This is a genomic window from Desulfovibrio sp. 3_1_syn3, assembly GCF_000145315.2.
In the GTDB taxonomy this organism is placed as follows: domain Bacteria; phylum Desulfobacterota; class Desulfovibrionia; order Desulfovibrionales; family Desulfovibrionaceae; genus Desulfovibrio; species Desulfovibrio fairfieldensis.
This window is the reverse complement of sequence record NZ_ADDR02000001.1, coordinates 952727-972623: the sequence shown is the minus strand read 5'-3', so window position 1 is coordinate 972623 and position 19897 is coordinate 952727. Positions and strand designations below refer to the sequence as shown.

The following is a 19897-nucleotide window of genomic DNA, read 5'->3' as shown; positions in this document are numbered from 1 at the left end:
GATAACATTTTGACTTCGCGCCGCTCTGCGGCTATGGTGCATGCTTGCGTATGACCAACGAGGAAACCGCCGCCGCGCCGCAAACGCGCCCGCCCCAGCTGCCCCAATTGCACGGGGTGCTGGTGCTGAACAAGCCCTCGGGCCCCACATCGGCCCGCTGCCTGACGGCGCTCAAGCGTCTGGGGCAGAAAAAAATCGGCCACGCCGGAACGCTGGACCCCCTGGCGTCGGGCGTGCTGCTGGTGTTGCTGGGGCAGGCCACCAAGCTCTCCTCGCACCTGATGGCGGGCGGCGGCAAGGTCTACAGCGGCGTTCTGCGCCTGGGCCGGACCACGGACACCTGGGACAGCCAGGGCCAGGTGCTGACCGAAGCGCCTTGGGAACACGTCAGCGAAGGCGATGTGCGGCGCGAGATCAGCCTCTGGCAAGAAGCGCGCGAGCAGCCCGTGCCGCCCTATTCGGCGGCAAAGCATGAGGGCCAGCCTCTGTACAAGCTGGCCCGCAAGGGCGCGGCGGCTCCGGCCAAGGTCAAACGCATGGAAATTTCACAGGCGGACACGCTTGATGTGAGCCTGCCGTTTGTGCGCTTTCGGGTCGCTTGCAGTTCCGGCACCTACATACGCTCCCTGGCCCACAGCTTGGGGATGCGACTTGGGTGCGGAGCCGTGCTCACGGAACTGACCCGGGAGTATAGTCACCCCTTCGGCCTTGACGCGGCCCGCGACCTGCGGGACCTCACGGCTGACCCCGCCCTGCTGGCCGCCAGCCTGCGTCCCATCGCCGCGGCGCTGCCGCACTGGCCCAGGGTGGAGCTCACGCCGGAACAGGCCGCGCGGGTCCGTAACGGCATTGCCGTGTCCTGCGCCGCAACCCCGTCCGATAACGGGACGGCGGAGGACGACTTGGCGTTGTTGCTGGTCCAGGGCGAAGCCCTGGCTCTGGCGCGGCGCGAGGATGCGCCGGGCGGGCCCTGCTGGGCCGTATTGCGGGGACTTTGGAACTAACTTCATCCTCTCAAGGAGAACTGCTGTGGTCATGGATGCGGAACAGAAAAAGACGGTTATTGACGCCCACGCCAAACATGAAGGCGACACGGGTTCCCCGGAAGTCCAGGTGGCGCTGCTCACCGCGCGCATTGAAGGCCTGACCGGGCACTTCAAGGTGCACAAGAAGGACTTCCACTCCCGTACCGGCCTGCTCAAGCTGGTGGGCCAGCGCCGCAAGATCCTGAACTATCTGAAGAAGAAAGATGTTCAGCGCTACCGCGCGCTTATCGAAAAACTGGGCTTGCGCAAGTAAACTTTTTGGCTGAAAGGGGGAGTCGCGGACTCCCCCTTGCCGCATTCGGCTTACGGTTCGTCCGCGACGCGGATGCGGCTGCATGAACGCCCCGCAGGGGCACAAACGCGAGAGAAGGGGGGTCCGGGAAAATCAGGCAAATTTGTCGTTCATTTGCCCGCTTTTGCCGGAATCCCCTTCGCACGAGCAAAGGATTCACATATGTTGCAGGATATTTTCAATCCCACCAGGGTCACAGCCCAGGTGGGCGGCAAGGAAGTCATTTTTGAATGCGGCCGTCTGGCCAATCAGGCCCACGGCGCGGTCTGGATGCAGTGCGGCGGCACGGTGGTGCTGGTCACGGTCTGCTCCCAGCCCCTGGAATTCGACAAGGGCTTTTTCCCGCTTACGGTGGAATATTCCGAAAAAATGTACGCCGCAGGACGCATTCCCGGCAGCTTCTTCCGGCGCGAGATCGGCCGTCCCTCGGAGCGTGAAACCCTGGTTTCCCGCCTCATCGACCGGCCCATCCGCCCGCTCTTTCCCAAAGGCCTGAACGAGGACGTCCAGGTGCTGGCCAGCGTGATTTCCGCCGACCAGGAGAACGAGTCCGACGTGCTGGCCCTGACCGGCGCGTCGGCGGCCCTGATGGTTTCGCCCCTGCCCTTTGAGGGCCCGGTGGCGGGCGGGCGCATCGGCCGGGTCAACGGCCAGTTTGTGCTCAATCCCTCCTTTGAGCAGCAGGCCCAGAGCGATCTGAACATCCTTTTCGCGGCCTCGCGCGACGCCCTGACCATGGTGGAGGGCGATGCCCGCTTCCTGTCCGAGGATGTAATCATCGAGGCTCTGGACTGGGGGCGCAAGGAAATCCAGCCGCTCATCGACGCCCAGCTTCAGCTGCGCGAACTCTGCGGCAAGGCCAAGATGGCCTTCACCCCGCATGAGGACGATCCCGCCCTGCTGGCGCGGGTGCATGAGCTGGCCCGCGAAGCCGGCATCGAGGACGCCCTGCGCGTGCCGGACAAGCTGGAACGCAAGGACGCCCGCAAGGCCGTGAAGGGAAAGGTCATGGAGGCCCTCAAGGCCGACCCGGCCTGGGCCGAGAACGAAGCCGCGCTGAAGAGCGTGGGCGACATCATCGGCGACCTGGAAAAGAAGCTGGTGCGCGCCCGCATCGTCAACGAGGGCACGCGCATCGACGGACGCGACACCAAAAGCGTGCGCCCCATCCAGATCCAGACGGGCGTGCTGCCCCGGGCCCACGGCTCGGCGCTGTTCCGCCGGGGCGAGACCAAGTCCCTGGTTATCGCCACCCTGGGCTCCTCCACGGATGAGCAGCGCATGGACTCGCTCACCGGCGACGTGACCAAGCGCTTCATGCTGCACTACAACTTTCCGCCCTACTGCGTGGGCGAAGTGAAGCCCGTGCGCGTGTCGCGCCGTGAAATCGGCCACGGCGCCCTGGCGGAAAAATCCCTGCGGCCCATTCTTCCGGCGGACGCGGATTTCCCCTTCACCCTGCGGGTGGTGGCCGAAACCATGGAATCCAACGGTTCCTCCTCCATGGCCGCGGTCTGCGGCGGCTCCCTGTCGCTGATGGACGCGGGCGTGCCGGTCAGCGCGCCGGTGGCCGGCGTGGCCATGGGCCTGATCAAGGAAGGCGAAAAATTCATCGTGCTCACCGACATTCTGGGCGATGAGGACGCGTTGGGCGACATGGACTTCAAGATCGCGGGCACGGCCGACGGCGTGACCGGCGTGCAGATGGACATCAAGATCACCGGCCTGACCACGGACATCATGCGCGCCGCCATGCGGCAGGCCCGCGAAGGCCGCCTGCACATCCTGGCCGAAATGGCCAGGGCCATCGCCGAGCCGCGCAAGGAGCTTTCACGCTTCGCGCCGCAGCACGCCGAAGTCTTTGTGAACCCGGACATCATCCGTCTGATCATCGGCCCCGGCGGCAAGAACATCAAAGCTATCACGGCCGCCACCGGTGCGTCCGTGGACATCGAGGATTCGGGCCGGGTGTCCATTTTCGCGCCTACGGCCGAAGCCCTGGAAAAGGCCCGCGAAATGGTGGCCTACTACGACCAGCGCCCCGACCTGGGCAAGAACTACCTGGCCAAGGTCCGCAAGGTCATGGAAATCGGGGCCATTGTGGAAGTGCTGCCCAATGTGGAAGCCCTGGTCCACGTGTCCCAGTTGGATGTGAACCGCGTGGAGCAGCCCGGCGACGTGGCGCGCCTGGGCGAGGACATGCTGGTCAAGGTCATTGAGATCAACGGAGACCGCATCCGCGCCAGCCGCAAGGCCGTACTCCTGGAAGAGCAGGGCCATCCCTGGAATCCCGAGGAAACCGCCCGCCCGCCGCGTTCCGACCGCGGCGACAGGGGCGACCGGCATGACCGCGGCGGACGCGGCCGGGATCGCGGCGACCGTGGTGATCGCGGCGGACGTCGCTGAACATAACGTCGAGTCCCGTCCTTCCGCTTCCCCCTTCGGGGAAGCGGAAGGACGGGGACGCACAGATGGGGATTTTTCGCATGCCCGGAAAACGCAAGGAAACAATGCCCGAAGAGGCTGTCGAACGGCCCGCCGCTGAGCAGTTTGTGCAGGTGAGCCCGGCCGACGGCGCGATGCCTGACGGACGGGAGCCCACGCCCGAAGAAATGGAAGCCATGCTCGAAGGCAAGAACCGCACCCACTTCGAAGGCCTGGGCGACGCCTGGGCCGTGCTCACCGGCCAGAATCCGGCCGAGGTGGTGCCCCAGGTGGTGGGCACGGTCATGCACGAGGGCGGCACCCGTCCCGCCTGGCAGTGGAAGCGCGGCGGCAGGGATCACATCCTGCTGGCCTGGCCCCAGGACCAGCCCGTGCGCGCCTCGGTGCTGGTGGCCGGGGAAGAAGGCGGCAAACTGGCTCCGGTCAGCGCCGTGCCCCTGCTGGACGGCCTGCCCAACGATCTGACCGTGGAGGAAGCCCACCCCTGGGAAAACGGGCTGGGCGCCAATGTGGCCGTGAGCATGATCGAGGGCAAGAATCCCATGTGGTTCTTTGACCCGCTCTACGGGCGGGACCGTGACGACCTCACGCCCGGCATCACCCATACTTTTCTGCTGGCCGGTCTGGCCTACGGCCTGCGCAAGGCCCTGCTGGACGAGGTGACCATCACCCAGGGCCCTAAATTTGAAGCCTACGCCGAAGCCTGGCTGGCCGAAAACCCCGGCGCATCCCGTCTGGACGTGCCGCCGCTCAAGGTCAAGGTGGCGGGCCGCCACATGATCATGCCGGGCCGTCGCTTTTGCGAATACCAGATGCGTGCCGTCATTGAGGAAGTCCAAGACTGCCAGCTGGAAAAAATGCCGGTCAAGCTCCTGTATCTGAGTTTTCCCTTTGAAAACCGCGAGCCCATGCGCCTGGCGCTCTATGTCTCCAAAATGGTGCTGGGCGACTTTGAGCCCGAAAAAGGCCAGGAAGTGGACGCCTATGTCTGGTTGCAGGCACGGATCATTGATATCGACCAGGGCCCGCAGCAGTAGGCGCGTGCTCCCGATCAACAACAGCGGATCAACGTTGAAAAGTGACATTCTCAACGTTGACGCTGCCCTCAGCCTGCGGCGGGTACGCGGTCCGGGAGGCGCGGCATGAGCGCGCCTCTGCTCTGGTTTTTGCTGGGTCTCGCTTTTCTGCTTATTGAGCTGATGGCCCCGACCCTGGTGCTGATTTTTTTCGGCGCCGGGGCTTGGGTCACAGCCTGCGTCGCGCTGCTGGGCCTCTCCCTGAACTGGCAGCTGGTGACGTTCATCTTTGTCTCCCTGTTCACCCTGCTTTTTCTGCGCCGCCATTTGCGCGCCGTTTTCGGCGGCCGGGCCCACCGGGTCGATGACCAGGGCGGCCATGCCCCGACCCATCCCCTGACGAACCGCGTAGGCACGGTCAGCAAAACCCTGCGCCCCGGCGAAGTGGGCGAGGTGAGCATTGACGGCAGCTTCTGGCGGGCCGTGGCGGAAACGGAAATCCACGAAGGCCGCCCGGTTCGCGTGCTCGGTACCCAGCCTGGCGATGCGCTGATGTTGCGGGTGGCCCCTTTCGACGGCCCTTCGGGAGAGCGGATCTAGAGCAGATTCGCTTTGAAATTGTACCAATTTCAAAGCTGACGCTGCCTTCAGGCTTGCGGCCCCGCCCTCCCCCTTCACGCACAACCATTCCGGAGCTCCTATGTCCCTCTTTGAATCCTTTGGTCAGTTCGGCTGGCTGTTCCTGCTGGCGGTACTGGTCATCATCGTTCTGATCAAAACCGCCGTTGTGGTGCCCAACCAATCCGCCTATGTGGTGGAACGCCTGGGCAAATTCCACAAGGTGCTTTACGCGGGCTTTCACCTGCTGCTGCCCTTTGTGGATGTGGTGGCCTACAAACGCAGCCTCAAGGAGCAGGTTCTGGACGTGCCCAAACAGACCTGCATCACCCGCGACAACGTCAGCGTGGACATTGACGGTGTGCTCTACCTCCAGGTCATCACGCCGGAAAAATCCGCCTACGGCATTTCCGATTACGAATGGGGCGCCATTCAGCTGGCTCAGACCTCGCTGCGCTCGGTCATCGGCAAGCTGGAACTGGACAAGACCTTTGAGGAACGTACCCGCATCAACCAGGAAGTAGTGGAGGCCTTGGACGCGGCCACCGCGCCTTGGGGGGTCAAGGTGCTGCGCTATGAAATTCGCGACATCACGCCCCCGGCCACGGTCATGGAAGCCATGGAAAAACAGATGCGCGCCGAACGTGAAAAGCGTGCCACCATCGCCGAATCCGAGGGCGAAATGCAGTCGCAGATCAACCGGGCCGAAGGCGCCAAGGCGGCGGCCATTGCCCAGTCCGAAGGCCAGAAGCAGGCCATCATCAACCAGGCCGAGGGCGAGGCCGCCCAGATCCGCACCGTGGCCACGGCCACGGCCGAGGGCCTCCGCATCGTGGGCGACCAGCTGGGCAACGACGGCGTGGCCGCGGCCCAGCTCCGGCTGGCCGAGGCCTACATCAACGAATTCGGCAAGCTGGCCAAGACCGGCAACAGCATGATCATCCCGGCCGACGTGGCAGACGCCGCCGGCATGGTGGCGACCATGACCAAGATCATCAAGCCGGGCCAGGGCCTGTCCGCCGAAACCAACAAGACCAAAGCCTGATTGGGCATATAGGCCAAGGGGGAATCGGCCATGGCGGCATTTTTCATAGTCAGCATCCAGCTCGACAATCCGGCCGCCCGTCCGCTCTATGACGCCTATATTAAGAAAGTAAGGCCCATCGTGGAACGTCACGGCGGCCGCTACCTGGTGCGGACCGAACGGCTTGCGCATCTTGCCGGGGATTGGCGGCCGGACCGGGTGATTATGATCCGTTTTCCGGACAGAGCCGCGCTGGAAGCCTGCTTCGCCTCGGAAGAATATCGGGCCATCCAAGATCTGCTGCTTGCGTCTGTCAGGAGCAGCGCGGTCATTGCCGAAGACGACTGAGCCCCACGCTTACAGCCTTTTCTCGCGCCGTGCCCCTCACAATCGGGCACGGCGCGTCCGCGTTCCGGACTCCCTTCATCCCGGTTCCCTGAAGGCGGATCAAAACAGGCAAAAGCAACGGCTCTCCGGCTTTTCCCGCATCTCTTGCGGAAAAACATCTTTCAGACTATGAGATTACAATACCCCTCCGTACCGACCCTCTAACCACACCTCTGTCTTATCCCGCCCTTCGCGCATTTCCTCAGTTCTTCCATTGATTCCCCGTTGACGCCACATGGAGGTTCCCGAAGTGGACCCGAAACGACTGCCTTTGATGACGCGCCTTGAAAAAAAAACTGGCGGATCTCGGCGTGGGCATGCGCGCTAAACTCATCAGCCTGTTTGCGGCCATCAAAGTCTTGCCCTTGATTCTGCTCGCCCTCCTAGCCTGGATGCAATCCAAGGAACTCGGCGAGGAACTGAAAGTCCGCACGGCGGAAATTTCGCGCAAGGCCGTGAAGGCCCTTGATCATACCGGCAAGATCGCGGTCAACGACACGGTGCAGGCCCTGGACAACCGTGCCACCGCCGAGATAGAGCGCATGACCACCGACACGGCCCGCGCCGTGGCCGACTTTCTGTATCACCGCGACGCGGACATTCTTTTTGCCGCCACTCTCCCCCCGGACGAGGCCTTGTACCGCAACTTCACAGCCCAAAAGCTGGGCCGCCTCGTCAAGCCCGGCCAGTGGGAGCTGGCGGCCAACGGGCGGTCCTGGCAGCGGGCAAGCCCGCCGCCGCCCGCGCCGCGGATCGCCTCCTCCATTGAGGAAAACGACTACAGCTTCCACTACCGGCCGCCCGATGGCTTTGAACGTGAATCCCGCCCCCTGTATCTTGAAATGACCTTTGTGGATCTTGACGGTATGGAGCGCCTCAAGGTGACCACTTCCCCGCTTTTGTCCCCGGCGCTCAAAAATATCGCCGACAGGCGCAATACCTTTGTCAGGGCGGAAAATTATTTCGCGGAGCTAAAAAAACTCAGGCCCGGCGAGATTTACGTTTCCGACGTCATCGGCCAATATGTGGGCACGAATTTCATCGGCATGTACACGCCGAGCAATACACGGGCCCGCCATATCCCCTATGATCCGGAAAAGCAGGCCTATGCGGGCAAGGAAAATCCCAACGGCATACGCTTCAAGGGCCTGGTGCGCTGGGCCTCGCCCGTGGTGCGCGACGGCGCGGTTACGGGCTACGTCACCCTTGCGCTGGACCATGACCACCTCATGGAATTCGTGGACAGGCTGACCCCGGCCCTTGAGCGCTACACAGAACTGCCCGACGCCTTTGAAGGCAATTACGCCTTTATCTGGGACCACAAGGGCCGCAGCATTTGTCACCCCCGCCACCACTCCATCGCCGGTTATGATCCCGAAACCGGCGACCCACAGGTTCCCTGGCTTGAAGAGCGAATTTACGAGGAATGGCAGGCCAGCGGCAAAAGTTATGCCGCGTTCATTGAGGACGTGCCCACCTTTCAGGCCCAGTCCAACAGCAAAAAACCAGCGGCTGAACTGACCCGCCGGGGCATGGTGGGCCTGGATTGCCGCTATCTGAATTTCGCGCCGCAGTGTACCGGCTGGTTCGACCTGACCAGGGACGGCGGCTCGGGCTCCTTTCGCATTTTATGGAGCGGACTGTGGAAGCTGAACACCGCGGCGGCCATTCCCTATTATACCGGGCAATACGGCAATAGCCGCCGGGGCTTCGGCTTTGTGGCCGTGGGCGCGGGACTGGACGAATTCCACCGCCCGGCCATGGCGACGCAGGCCACCCTGCAAAACCTCGTCAACGCCACGGATGAGGAACTTTCCGCCGTTTCCGAAGACACCTACCGGGCCATCAGCGAAAACCTCTGGCAGACCGCCGCGAGCCTGTCCGTTTCCACAACGCTCATGTCCGTGCTGGTCATCCTCATCGCCATCTGGATGGCCTCGGTCTTTACCAGGCGCATCGCGCAGATGGTCCGAGGCATCTCCCGCTTCCGCGCGGGCGAGCGGCAATTTCGTTTTCGCGCGCCGGTCAAGGATGAAATGGGGGCCCTGTCCGACTCCTTCGACGGTTTGGCCGACAGCCTGGTGAACAGCGACAAAGGCCCGCTCAGCATTGTCGATCTCTCGGGCAAGCTGGCATACATGAACGAGGCCGGGCTCGCCCTGATCGGCAAAACCCTGGAAGATGTGCTGGGCAAGCCCTATGCGGAAAACACCATCTTCCCTCCGGGCACGGCTTACTGCCCGCTGGCATGCCTGGCGCGCGGCACAGAGCCGGAGGTGCTCCGGCATGAACATTCCGGCCGCTACTACCAGGGAAGGGCCGAGAGCCTGACCGACGGCCGGGGCGTGGTTACGGGCCATCTTGTGCATACCGCCGACGTCACCGCCATTATCGAGGAGCAGAAACGCATTGAACGACAACGCGCCCTACTGGAAACCATTTTCGTCAATTCTCCGGACATACTCTGGTATCAGGACAAGGGGGGCAACTACCAGGCGGTCAACCCGCGCTTTGCGGCCCTGGTGAATAAAACTCCCGAGGAAATTCGCGGATTGCCCGCGTCCGCCGTCTTTCCGCCGGAGGTCGCCGCCCGCTCGCTGGAAAATTTCCGGGCGGCCATCGAGGGCCGCACGCCTCTGTATACCGAAGAAACCGTGTATTTTGCCGACGGCCACAGCGAAAATATGGATGTGGTGCGCATCCCCCAATTCAATGCCGGGGGCGAGGTTCTGGCCCTGCTGGGCGTGGCCCGCGACGTTTCGCAACGGGTTGCCGTGGAAAAGGAGCTGCGCCGGATCCAGACGGAATTGCAGGAGGCCTGTGCCACGGCCAACAGGGCCAACGAGGCCAAGAGCTCCTTCCTGGCCCGGATGAGCCATGAAATACGCACACCCATGAATGCCATCATCGGCATGGCCAATATCGCCAGAAAAAAACTGCACGCGCGCAGTCCCACCGATGAACTACTGAACTGCGCCAATCAGATAGAGGTTTCCTCGCACCATCTGCTGGGCCTGCTCAACGACATTCTGGACATCTCCAAAATCGAGGCGGGCAAGATAGAACTGAGCGAAGACAGTTTTGCGCTTTCCAAGCTCGTGAACAGCGTGGAGAGCATTATCCGTCCCCGCTGCATGGAGAAAAACATTGCTTTCAATGTTGCCGTGGAAGGCATTGCAACCGCGCATCTGAAAGCGGACTCGCTGCGCCTGCGGCAGGTGCTGATCAATCTGCTGGGCAATGCGGCCAAGTTCACGCCGGAACTCGGGGAAATTCTTTTCCGGGTGCGCCAGGAGGACAGACGCCGGGGCGAACGCCTGATTTCCTTTCTGGTTCAGGACAACGGCGTGGGCATTGCCGAGGAAACGCTCAAGACCCTGTTCGAGCCCTTTGAGCAGGGGAGCACCCACATTGCCCGCGCCTATGGCGGCACGGGCCTCGGGCTCTCCATCAGCAAAAGCATCATCAAGCATATGGGCGGCGATATTGCCGTCACAAGCACGCCGGGCAAGGGCAGTGCATTTTCATTCTTGCTCTGGCTCAAGGAAGCGGACAACACCCCGCAACAGCGGGAAGCCCCCGACAAAAGCCCGGCAGCCTTGGCGGGCAAGCGCATTTTGCTCGTGGATGACGTGGAGATAAACCGCATCATCGTCATTGAACAGCTTTCGAACCTGGGTCTGCGGATGGATGAGGCCGCGGACGGAACCGAAGCCGTGGCGATGTTCGCACGCTCGCCCGTCAACTTCTATGACCTGATTTTCATGGATCTGCAGATGCCCAGGATGGACGGCTACGCCGCGGTCAAAGCCATCCGCGCCATGGACCGGCCCGATGCCCGAAGCGTGCCGATCATCGCCCTGACCGCCAATGCCTTCAAGGAAGACGTGGACCTGGTGCTGGCCAACGGCATGAACGGCCATCTTGCCAAGCCGCTTGAAAACGACAAGCTCATGGAGATGCTGGAAAAACTCCTGGCCAACGGCGACTCAACGTAAAAGGCGGTCGCGGCCGCCCATGAGGGCTTGCCGCGACCGCCGAAATGCGCCGGTTTGGTGCTGTGCCTAGTCTTCGGCCTGCGCCTTGAGCGCCTCGGTCTGCGCCGCTGTGGACAGGGCATCGAACAGCGGAGTCAGTTCGCCTTCCATGATCCGGTCCAGGGAATAGAGGGTCAGGTTGATGCGATGGTCCGTGCAGCGGCCCTGCGGAAAATTGTAGGTCCGGATGCGTTCGGAGCGGTCGCCCGAACCCACCTGGGCCTTGCGGTCGGCGGAGAGTTCGGAATTCTGGCGTTCACGCTCGGCGGCCAGAATGCGCGAGGCCAGCACCTTCATGGCCCGGGCCTTGTTTTTGTGCTGGGAGCGCTCATCCTGGCAGGTGACCACCGTGTTGGTGGGCAGATGGGTGATGCGCACGGCGGATTCCGTCTTGTTGACGTGCTGGCCGCCCGCGCCGGAAGCGCGGTAAATATCGATGCGCAGATCTTCGGGCCGGATCTCCACGTCCACTTCCTCGGCTTCGGGCATCACGGCCACGGTGGCCGCCGAGGTGTGGATGCGGCCCTGGGTTTCGGTGGCGGGCACGCGCTGCACGCGGTGGGTGCCCGCTTCAAATTTAAGTCGGCTGTAGACCCGGTCGCCGGCGATCAGGCAGATGATTTCCTTGTAGCCGCCGGACTCGGACGGCGACTCGCTCATGATTTCCACCTTCCAGCCCTGAAGCTCGGCATAGCGGGTATACATGCGGAAGAGATCCGCCGCGAACAGGGCCGCCTCCTCGCCGCCGGTACCCGCCCGGATTTCCAGAATGGTGTTCTTTTCGTCCAGGGGGTCCGTGGGCAGCAGGGCCACTTTCAGGGCCTGCTCAATCCGGGGCAGTTCGCTTTCTGCCCTGCGAATCTCCTCATGCGCCATATCCCGGATATCCGGGTCCTCGTCGTGCAGCAGTTGCTTGTTTTCAGCCATTTCCTGCTGCAGGGCCCGGTGGCGGCGGAAGAGATCCACAATCTCACGCAGATCGGCATGCGCCTTGGTCAGTTTGCGGTAATGCTCCTGATCGTTGAACACGTCGGGCTGGGCCAGAGCTTCTTCCAGCTCCATATATTTCTTTTCAAGGCCTTCCAGTTTGGCGAACATACACGATCTCCAACACACACTGCAAAAAGATGAAAAAGAACAAAATACGATCCACCCGGCCCCTGGCGGGCGCGGTAACGGCCCGCACGGCAAAACGACCGAAGGCAGCCCGAGGGGGCTGTCCCCGTTGGCGGCAACGAAGCCATACGGAGATCGACAGCAACGATAACCGCATTTTTTGCCGGAATGAATCCTTTGAAACGTGTGCGTCTCAAAGGCAATCCGCCCTGTCCCGGCGCGGGTGAAAAGTCAGGCTTCCGTATACGGCGCGGTGCGGATGTTGTCCCCGGCGTCCGGCCCCAGGGCCTCGCGCAGGGCCACCACGGCCACATCCAGCTGGGCTTCGTCCGGCTCGTAGGTGGTCAGGCGTTGCAGAGCCAGACCCGGCGCGCGCAGCAGCGTGGCCCAGAAGCCGTCGGGCATGCGCGCCGCGTAACGGATCAGCTCGTAGGCCAGGGCGCTGATGGGCACCATGAGCAAAAGTTTGAAGGCGATGGTCAGGGCATGCTTGGCAATCGCGCTCTGGGGCGTGTAAATCATCAACAGCAGGGGCACCAGCACCGCGTGCAGAATGATCGAAATGCAGATCACAAAGAGCAGAAAGGTGGTGCCGCAACGCGGATGCAGGCGGCTCATGCGGGCGGCGCTGGCCGCGCTGACCTCGTCCCCGCTCTCAAAGGCGTGGATGGTCTTGTGCTCGGCCCCGTGGTACTGGAACACGCGACGGATATCCGGCACATAGGAAATCAGCCGGATATAGCCCATGAAGATGCAGCACTTGAAGAAGCCGTCCCAGAGATGGAAGGACAGCCCTTCCACGTCGCCGCCCAAATGCAGCCAGAGCATGACCAGCGACAACAGATGCGGGGCCACTACAAAAAGCGCGACGGCCATGACCAGCGCCAAGCCCAGGCTCAAAGCCAGATGCCAGCCCGAAAGCTCTTCCTCCTCGCCCTGGGCCGCGGCTTCCACCGAACGGTTCAGGGCCTGGATGCCGTTGACCAGGGTTTCCAGCAGAACCGGAAAACCCCGCACAAAGGGTTTCTTGAGCCAGGCATGGCGGGTCAGGGAAAACCAGGGCAGCCGCTGGGCGCGAATGACGCCGTCCGGACGGCGCACGGCAAGACCATAGGTATCGCCGTTGCGCATCATCACGCCCTCCATGACGGCCTGACCGCCCACCGGGGGGCAGTCGGCCGTCAGGCAGGGCAAAAGGGCCAGCAGGCCGGGCACAAGGCCCGGCGGCGGGGCGAAACGCATGCGTCCGGCCGGTCCGCGCTTACTTCTGCTCAAACTTGGCGTACTTTTTACGGAAGCGGTCAATGCGGCCGGCCGTATCCAGGAAGCGCTGCTTGCCGGTGAAGAAGGGATGGCAGGCGGAGCAGACTTCCACATGCACCTGTTCGCCCTTGGTGGAGAGCACTTGCTCCTCATGGCCGCAGGCGCAGGTAATGGTGGCCATGAACACTTTGGGATGAATGTCTTTTTTCATGACAAAACCTCGTCGCAGTCGGCCGGACCCGGCTTCGAGCAGCCCGCCTTGCCGGAAGGGACCGGCACGGGCCTGACCTTTACGGACGCCGCGCAATTTTTTTACTCTGCCTGAAGGGAATATCAGACAGGGACGACATATATAGACCTCTTTTTGTCGCTTGGCAAGCGCCTCGCGCGCCGACATCAGGGCCATTCCGTTCTCCGCCTGTAGGCAGGGTTCTTTTGTACTTAGAGCAGGTTACTTTTCAACAGGACGTGCTCTATGGGCTTGTCATACGGATGAGGCATCCCGAGTCCTGCGGGCGCAGAGGCTTTACGCCTCCCGGCGCTTGGGCCGCCTCCGGCGCGGGCAGGGGGCGGCCCAAACGGAAATAAAGTGAAAACCCTAATGCCCGGAGGGCAAAATAAAACAACGGACGGAGAACAGAATGACCCTGCACAGCGAGATCAGGCCGACGGAGGGCGGACCGCCATTGCCAGCGCGGCTCCGAGCGGCTATATCTGCCCCATGCCCAAAGACAAGCGTCAGCGCGCCGACCAACTGGCCTTTGAACAGGGCCTGGCCGAAAGCCGGGAGCAGGCCCGCCGCCTGATCATGGCCGGCCAGATCGTCCTTTCGCCCACCGGACCGGACGGCGAGCCCCTGCTGCCGCCCGGCGCGCCACCGCAGCGCGTGCCCAAGCCCGGCCACCCCTACCCCGCGGAAACGCGCTTCGCCCTGCTGGAAAGCGAACGCTACGTGAGCCGGGGGGCCTACAAGCTGCTGACCATCCTCGACCACTTCCATCTGGACGTGAGCGCCCTGGTCTGCCTGGACGCCGGAGCCTCCACCGGCGGCTTCACGGACTGCCTGCTCCAGCGCGGGGCCGCGCGGGTCTACGCCGTGGACGTGGGCCGCAACCAGTTGCATGAAAAACTGCGCGCCGACGCCAGGGTCGTCAGCCTGGAAGGCGTGAACCTGCGCCACGCGCCGCCGGAGCTGATCCCCGAAGCCGTGGACCTGGTGGTGGCGGATGTCTCCTTCATTTCCCTGACGCTGGTGCTGCCGCCGTGCATGACTTGGCTGAAGCCCGGCGGTCTGGCGGCCGTGCTGATCAAGCCCCAGTTCGAGCTGGGGCCCGGCGAAACGGTCAAGGGCGTGGTACGCGACGAAGCCGCCCGCCAGCGCGCGGTGGACAAGATTCTGGCCTTTTGCGCGGCCAACCTGAATCTGGCGAGCGAGGGCGTGCTGCCCGCCGCCGTCAAGGGGCCCAAGGGAAATCAGGAATACATGGCCCTGTTTCGCAAGAACCGGCGGGACTGAACCTAGAGCAGATTAACTTTGAGAATTGATATTCTCAAAGTTTTTAGCCGCTCACTCCGGCGCTTAACCGCGCAAATAAATTACGCTTACGCCCCCGTGGCGGGCGGCTCGGTTTACTCGCCGCCTCGCACTCGTCGCGTTGCCGGAACCTCACGTTTTTTTCGTCCTGTCGCCCTTTTTCGCTTTGTCCGGCTTTTCCTTCGTACCGGCCTCGCCCGGCCGGAACAGCCTGCCCCGCTGCACGGCCTCCTTGCCGAAGCGCCCGCGCAGCGTGTCCAGGGCCTGATCCAGCTTGCGCCGTTTGGCCTCCTGTTGCGGATCATGGCCGCCCTTGCCCAGCGCCTTGCTCAGATCCCGGCCCGGCAGAAGGAGCTGGACCGGATTCTCCTCAAAGCCTGAGACACCCAGGCCGATGAGCCGCACGGCCTGGGCCGGCTTGAGCTCGCGCAGCAGTTCCCGGCCGGTCTCAAAAATGGTTTCCGTGGCGTTGGTGGCTTCCGCCAGGGTGCGGGAACGGGTAATCTGGCGAAAATCCGCGAATTTGACCTTCAGGGTGATGGTCCGCCCGCTGAGTTTGTGTCGCCGCAGCGAGGCGCCCACCCGCTCGGCATGGGCCAGAAGCATGCGGACCAGAAACTCCCGGTCGCGGGTGTCCCGCTCAAAGGTGCATTCCGCGCTCTCGCTTTTCATGGGCCGCTCGGGCGTGACCGGGCGCGGATCAATGCCGTAGGCCCGCTCATACAGGGCCCGGCCCCATTTGCCGTAGCGCTTTTCCAGAAATTCCGGACTGTAGCGGCGCAACTGGGCCACGGTCACAATGCCCAGATCCCGCAGGCTCTCCACCATGCGCCGTCCCACGCCGGGCAGGCGGCCCACTTCCAGGGGCAGGAGGAAATCATCCGCATCCTCGGGCCGCAGGATGAACACGCCGTCGGGCTTGTTCACATCCGAACAGATCTTGGCCAGAAACTTCACGGGCGCGGCCCCCACCGAACAGGTCAGGCCGCCCGTCACCTCGGCCACCCGGTCCTTGATCCGCGCGATGAGTTCTTCCAGCGGGCCGAACAAGCGCGTGAGGCCCGCGGCGTCCAGATAGGCCTCGTCGATGCTGGCCGGTTCCACCAAAGGGGAAAAATCGCCCAAGGCCGCCATAATGGCGCGCGAAAGCTCGGAATAACGATGGCGGCGGCCGTGGACGAAGATACCCTGCGGGCAGAGCCGCCGGGCCGTGACAATGGGCATGGCCGAATGCACGCCGAAGACCCGCGCCTCATAGGAGGCCGTGGACACCACTCCGCGCAGGCCGCCGCCGATGATCACAGGTTTGCCGCGCAGTTCCGGGTTGTCCATTTGCTCCACAGCGGCAAAAAAGGCGTCCATATCCAGGTGCAAAATCATGGTGAATCCGGTTTTGCCCCCAGCAAGGCCGTGCCATAGGAATTTTGCCCGCTGGCAAGGAAGGCGAGCTTTTTATGACGGGAGTGGACTCTGCCGGTCCTCGACCGGAATAAAAAGCTCGCCTGACGCAGCCAGCGGACAAAAGAACATGGCACGGCTATTCCAGTTCCTCGCGCAGGCGCTGCAATTCACTCTGCGCATGGGCGTCCGTGGCTCCCAGGTCGTGCAGCAGGAATTCGGACATGGCCAGGGCCACTTCCCGTTCGCCGCTGAAGACCTCGGCCACGCCCAGCTTACGCAGGGCACGGGCCTCGCTCAGGAAGGCTGTATTGGCCAGAATACGGATGCCGGAATTGACCGAGCGGGCAATGGGCGTCACTTCACGGGCCGGAATGGACGGCGTGGTCAGCAGCAGGGCCTCGGCCCGTTCCAGTCCGGCTTCGCGCAGCACCTCGGCCTGGGCCGCGTCGCCGTGCACCGCCGGTTTGCCGTCGGCGCGCAGTTTGCGCACCGTGTCGATGTTGTTTTCCACCACCACCGGAATGATGCCGCTGTCGCGCAGGATGCGGCAGAGGTTGCGGCCCACCGGGCCGTAACCCACCACAACCACGCGGTGGGGCTCGTTTTCCTCCACGGTCCCGCCAGCCCCCACAGCCTCGGCGGACAGACGCGGCAAGGGGGAGCGGGAGAGCCAGGCCGGGCCGTGGCGTTCCAGCCAGCGGACCGCGCCGTCAATGCGCCGGTACAGCAGGGGGTTGAGGGTAATGGAAATCATGGCCGCCGGGATGATGGCGTTGTTCACCTCGGGTCCGAACAGGCCGTGGCTGATGCCCATGGCCGCCAGAATGAAGGAAAATTCGCCGATCTGGCCCAGAGCCACGGCCACGGACAGGCTCAGACGCAGAGGCTTCCGGAACAGGGTGGTCATGAGCAGAGCCGCCAGGGGCTTGACCACAATGATGATGCCCAGGGTCGCCAGCATCAGGGGCCAGTCGCTGAGCAGGGCCGCCGGGTCGAAAAGCATGCCCACGGAAACGAAAAAGAGCACGGCAAAGGCGTCGCGCAGGGGCAGGGCTTCGGCGGCGGCGCGGGCGCTGAAATCGGACTGGCCCACCACCATGCCCGCCAGAAACGCGCCCAGGGCCATGGAGGCGTCAAAAAAGAGCGCGGCGGCCACGGCAATGCCCAGCGCCAGGGCGATGACCGCCAGGGTGAAGAGATCGCGGGTGCCGGTGCGCGCCACATAGCCCAGGAAAAGCGGGATCAGCTTCTGGCCCACCAGCAGGGTGAACACGGAAAGCGCGGCCAGCTTGAGCAGGGTCAGGCCCAGGGCGGACCAGAAACCGCCGCCGCTGACGCCGCCTTCGGGCGTAAGCACGGCGGGCAGCAGCACCAGCAGCAGAATGGTGAAGAGATCCTCCACCACCAGCCAGCCCAGGGCCACATGGCCGGTGCGGGTGTGCAGGGCGTGGTTGTCGGAAAGCACGCGGGTGAGCACCACGGTGCTGGCCACGGAAACGGACATGCCGAACACGGCCCCGGCCAGGAGCGAAAAACCGAACAGGGACAATATGCCCATGCTGGCCACGGTGGTCAGGCCGATCTGGGCCACAGCCCCGGCCACGGCGATATTGCGCACGGCCAGCAGATCCTTGAGATGGAAGTGCAGGCCCACGCCGAACATCAGCAGGATCACGCCGATCTCCGCGCACTGGGCCGCCGTGGCCGCGTCGGCCACAAAGCCCGGCGAATGCGGGCCCACCAGCACGCCCGCCAGCAGATACCCCACCAGGGGCGAGAGATGCAGCTTCTGGGTGATGAAACCCAGCACCAGGGCGGCGGAAAGGCCTCCGGCCAGGGTCAGGATCAGGGTGACTTCATGCGTGCCGCTCATGGCCGGGCCTCCCCGCGTTCTCCGTTTTCGCCGGGCAGCCATTGCAGCCAGAGGGAGCGGCGACGCGGGCCGTCGCCCTCACAGAGATAGACGGACTGCCAGGTGCCCAGGCGGATTTCGCCGTCCTCCACCAGAAGCAGCAAGGAGGGGCCGTGCAGGGTGGCCTTGATGTGGGCGTCGCTGTTGCCTTCGGCATGTCGGTAGTCGCCTTGCTCCGGCGCGAGGCGGCTGAAAAAGGCCAGCATGTCGCGCCGCACGTCCGGGTCCGCGCCTTCATTGACGGTCAGACCGCAGGTGGTATGCGGGCAGAACAGGGCCAGGGCTCCCTGCCGCCAACCCCGCTCACGGGCCGTGCGGCCCACAAGGGCGCGCAGCTCCGGGGTAATGTCGCGCATTTCGCAACGCGCGTTGGTAGTGAATTCGAGTTTGTACATAAAACATGTCCTTACTGCATATATTCCGTAAGGTCGGAACGGATAATGCGGTCCAGCTCTTCCCGCCGGTCCGCCGGAGTTTCGGTAAACAGAAAGCCGAAATGGGAAAAACGCCTGAAATCGCAGGGCCGCAGGTGCAGTACCTTGCCGAAATCCCGGCGCAGGGCGTCGTAGTCAAAGCTCTGCACCGGCGGGCAGTTTTCGGGCTTGTTCAGCACCATCAGGGTATAGAGCTTCCCGGCCTTACCGGCCAGGGCCCGTTCCCAGTCCGGACGCCCGCCTTCCAGAAAGCAGCCGTAGGAATAGAAACCCCAGGCAAAAAGGCTGACGTCCGTGGAGCACCAGCCCGCGAAACGCAGGGGATTGAATTCAATGGGCGCGATGCGGCCCTTGTCGTCCCGGCGCAGCTCCACATGGACCGGGAAATTGCGCAGGCCCAACAGGCCGTTGACCCGGTTGAACCAAGCCTCGAACTCGGTCAGGCGGCTTTCGATGATCTCCCGGCTCGTATAGTAGAGGCGGTCGCTGACGTCCGCGGCCGAGGAAAATTCATGCCGCAGAATGTCGCAGACCACGGCCCGGCCCTGCTCGTCAAAGTAGACATCCACGGCATATTCCTCGCCCTGGATGTATTCCTCCAGCAGAAAAGTGCCGCCGCCCACAACCTCGGGCGGGTATTGCTCGCTCCAGCGGGCGGCGTCCGCGGCCACGGCGGCCTTGGCCGCCTCCCACTGGGCCGCGTTTTCAATGCTGTACACGCCCAGGCTGAAAAAGCCCACTGCGGGTTTGAGCACGCAGGGAACCTTGAGCTCCTCAAAGGGCAGCGTGGCCAGTTCCGCCGGAGTGACCCGGCGGAAGAAAAAATTCCCATAGAGCGGGGCCAGCAGATCCCGGCAGGCCGCCTTGTCCTTCAGCCGCCAGATGCGTTCCATCAGCGCGTTGTTGCCGGATTTTTTGTACACCCATTCCAGGGCGTTTTCCGAACAGGTGTACAGGCGGGGCGCGCCCTGGCAGAGCGCCGCGAAGGCGTCGTCGGACACCAGATTGAGGGGCGCCCCGTATTCGCGCGCGCAGGCGCGGGCCGTGGCGTTATCCAGTACGGGTTCCCGCCGGGCGGCGGCGTAGGCCGCCAGCTCCGGCGAGACATAGGGTTCATCGAGAATGATCATGGTTGGGCCGTGGCTCCGCTGATGCTGTCTGATTGTTGAACATACATGTGCCGCCTTCCGGCCGCCGCGGCGGCGCGCCGGACCGGGGGCAAAACTGCCCCGGCGGGCAGCCGTAAGAATGCCAGACTTGTGGGGCGGGGTCGAGAGGGGGGCCTGCGGGCGCGCCGCCACTTGGTTACGCAAAACGCTGTCCAGGGGAATCGCTGTCGCTATCCGTAGCAATGTTGCCTTGATCCGTAATA

General features: G+C 63.5%; 16 protein-coding genes. 9 read left to right on the top strand and 7 right to left on the bottom strand.

Translation table 11 applies throughout. The features are described from left to right. The first annotated feature begins 50 nt into the window (after positions 1-50). From truB to HMPREF0326_RS15480, 8 genes are all read left to right on the top strand, one after another. Positions 51-1004, top strand: coding sequence for a tRNA pseudouridine(55) synthase TruB (gene truB, locus HMPREF0326_RS04145; protein WP_008683143.1), 954 nt, complete (start codon positions 51-53; stop codon positions 1002-1004). A gap of 25 nt (positions 1005-1029) precedes the next feature. Further along, a complete protein-coding gene (gene rpsO, locus HMPREF0326_RS04140) occupies positions 1030-1299 on the top strand; it encodes a 30S ribosomal protein S15 (RefSeq protein ID WP_008683142.1) in 270 nt (89 codons plus the stop codon). A gap of 204 nt (positions 1300-1503) precedes the next feature. Further along, entirely contained in the window at positions 1504-3744 is a 2241-nt protein-coding gene (gene pnp / locus HMPREF0326_RS04135) for a polyribonucleotide nucleotidyltransferase (RefSeq protein WP_147568428.1), read from the top strand. Positions 3745-3824: 80 nt separating this feature from the next. Beyond that, positions 3825-4820, top strand: coding sequence for a hypothetical protein (locus tag HMPREF0326_RS04130; RefSeq protein ID WP_008683140.1), 996 nt, complete (start codon positions 3825-3827; stop codon positions 4818-4820). A gap of 105 nt (positions 4821-4925) precedes the next feature. Then, entirely contained in the window at positions 4926-5399 is a 474-nt protein-coding gene (locus HMPREF0326_RS04125; protein WP_008683139.1) for an NfeD family protein, read from the top strand. A gap of 100 nt (positions 5400-5499) precedes the next feature. Beyond that, positions 5500-6462, top strand: a complete 963-nt coding sequence (locus HMPREF0326_RS04120; protein WP_008683138.1) for an SPFH domain-containing protein — start codon at positions 5500-5502, stop codon at positions 6460-6462. Positions 6463-6492: 30 nt separating this feature from the next. Further along, positions 6493-6789, top strand: a complete 297-nt coding sequence (locus HMPREF0326_RS04115; RefSeq protein WP_008683136.1) for a DUF1330 domain-containing protein — start codon at positions 6493-6495, stop codon at positions 6787-6789. A 323-nt stretch (positions 6790-7112) separates the two neighbouring features. Beyond that, positions 7113-10826, top strand: coding sequence for an ATP-binding protein (locus HMPREF0326_RS15480; protein WP_051149922.1), 3714 nt, complete (start codon positions 7113-7115; stop codon positions 10824-10826). Between the two features lie 66 nt (positions 10827-10892). Here HMPREF0326_RS15480 and prfA read toward each other — a convergent pair whose 3' ends face one another. The 3 genes from prfA to rpmE form a co-directional block, all read right to left on the bottom strand. Further along, entirely contained in the window at positions 10893-11963 is a 1071-nt protein-coding gene (prfA, locus tag HMPREF0326_RS04105; protein WP_008683134.1) for a peptide chain release factor 1, read from the bottom strand. Between the two features lie 249 nt (positions 11964-12212). After that, positions 12213-13223 (bottom strand): DUF1385 domain-containing protein, encoded by a 1011-nt coding sequence (locus tag HMPREF0326_RS04100; RefSeq protein WP_009302524.1) that lies wholly within the window; start codon positions 13221-13223, stop codon positions 12213-12215. A gap of 19 nt (positions 13224-13242) precedes the next feature. Further along, positions 13243-13455: a 50S ribosomal protein L31 gene (gene rpmE / locus HMPREF0326_RS04095; protein ID WP_008683132.1), complete on the bottom strand. Its 213-nt coding sequence runs from the start codon at positions 13453-13455 to the stop codon at positions 13243-13245. A gap of 510 nt (positions 13456-13965) precedes the next feature. Between rpmE and HMPREF0326_RS04090 the strand changes: the two genes are divergently transcribed. Beyond that, positions 13966-14760: a TlyA family RNA methyltransferase gene (locus HMPREF0326_RS04090; protein ID WP_008683131.1), complete on the top strand. Its 795-nt coding sequence runs from the start codon at positions 13966-13968 to the stop codon at positions 14758-14760. Between the two features lie 150 nt (positions 14761-14910). Here HMPREF0326_RS04090 and HMPREF0326_RS04085 read toward each other — a convergent pair whose 3' ends face one another. The 4 genes from HMPREF0326_RS04085 to HMPREF0326_RS04070 form a co-directional block, all read right to left on the bottom strand. Continuing rightward, the gene (locus HMPREF0326_RS04085; RefSeq protein WP_008683130.1) at positions 14911-16158 is read right to left on the bottom strand and encodes a DNA polymerase IV; all 1248 of its coding nucleotides are present in this window, start codon (positions 16156-16158) and stop codon (positions 14911-14913) included. A gap of 157 nt (positions 16159-16315) precedes the next feature. Next, positions 16316-18052, bottom strand: a complete 1737-nt coding sequence (locus tag HMPREF0326_RS04080; protein ID WP_008683129.1) for a cation:proton antiporter — start codon at positions 18050-18052, stop codon at positions 16316-16318. After that, positions 18049-18486 carry a secondary thiamine-phosphate synthase enzyme YjbQ gene (locus HMPREF0326_RS04075; RefSeq protein ID WP_008683128.1) on the bottom strand — a complete coding sequence of 146 codons (438 nt, stop codon included), beginning with the start codon at positions 18484-18486 and terminating at the stop codon, positions 18049-18051. The genes HMPREF0326_RS04080 and HMPREF0326_RS04075 overlap by 4 nt, the downstream gene beginning before the upstream one ends. 11 nt (positions 18487-18497) lie before the next feature. After that, positions 18498-19655, bottom strand: coding sequence for an ATP-grasp domain-containing protein (locus tag HMPREF0326_RS04070; protein ID WP_008683127.1), 1158 nt, complete (start codon positions 19653-19655; stop codon positions 18498-18500). Between the last annotated feature and the right edge of the window lie 242 nt (positions 19656-19897).

Bases quoted from the DNA above. Each gene is read 5' to 3' on its own strand.
- truB (WP_008683143.1), top strand. From the start codon at position 51: ATGACCAACGAGGAAACCGCCGCCGCGCCGCAAACGCGCCCGCCCCAG.
- HMPREF0326_RS04130 (WP_008683140.1), top strand. From the start codon at position 3,825: ATGCCCGGAAAACGCAAGGAAACAATGCCCGAAGAGGCTGTCGAACGG.
- HMPREF0326_RS04125 (WP_008683139.1), top strand. From the start codon at position 4,926: ATGAGCGCGCCTCTGCTCTGGTTTTTGCTGGGTCTCGCTTTTCTGCTT.
- HMPREF0326_RS04120 (WP_008683138.1), top strand. From the start codon at position 5,500: ATGTCCCTCTTTGAATCCTTTGGTCAGTTCGGCTGGCTGTTCCTGCTG.
- HMPREF0326_RS04115 (WP_008683136.1), top strand. From the start codon at position 6,493: ATGGCGGCATTTTTCATAGTCAGCATCCAGCTCGACAATCCGGCCGCC.
- prfA (WP_008683134.1), bottom strand. From the start codon at position 11,963: ATGTTCGCCAAACTGGAAGGCCTTGAAAAGAAATATATGGAGCTGGAA.
- HMPREF0326_RS04100 (WP_009302524.1), bottom strand. From the start codon at position 13,223: ATGCGTTTCGCCCCGCCGCCGGGCCTTGTGCCCGGCCTGCTGGCCCTT.
- rpmE (WP_008683132.1), bottom strand. From the start codon at position 13,455: ATGAAAAAAGACATTCATCCCAAAGTGTTCATGGCCACCATTACCTGC.
- HMPREF0326_RS04090 (WP_008683131.1), top strand. From the start codon at position 13,966: ATGCCCAAAGACAAGCGTCAGCGCGCCGACCAACTGGCCTTTGAACAG.
- HMPREF0326_RS04085 (WP_008683130.1), bottom strand. From the start codon at position 16,158: ATGATTTTGCACCTGGATATGGACGCCTTTTTTGCCGCTGTGGAGCAA.
- HMPREF0326_RS04080 (WP_008683129.1), bottom strand. From the start codon at position 18,052: ATGAGCGGCACGCATGAAGTCACCCTGATCCTGACCCTGGCCGGAGGC.
- HMPREF0326_RS04075 (WP_008683128.1), bottom strand. From the start codon at position 18,486: ATGTACAAACTCGAATTCACTACCAACGCGCGTTGCGAAATGCGCGAC.
- HMPREF0326_RS04070 (WP_008683127.1), bottom strand. From the start codon at position 19,655: ATGATCATTCTCGATGAACCCTATGTCTCGCCGGAGCTGGCGGCCTAC.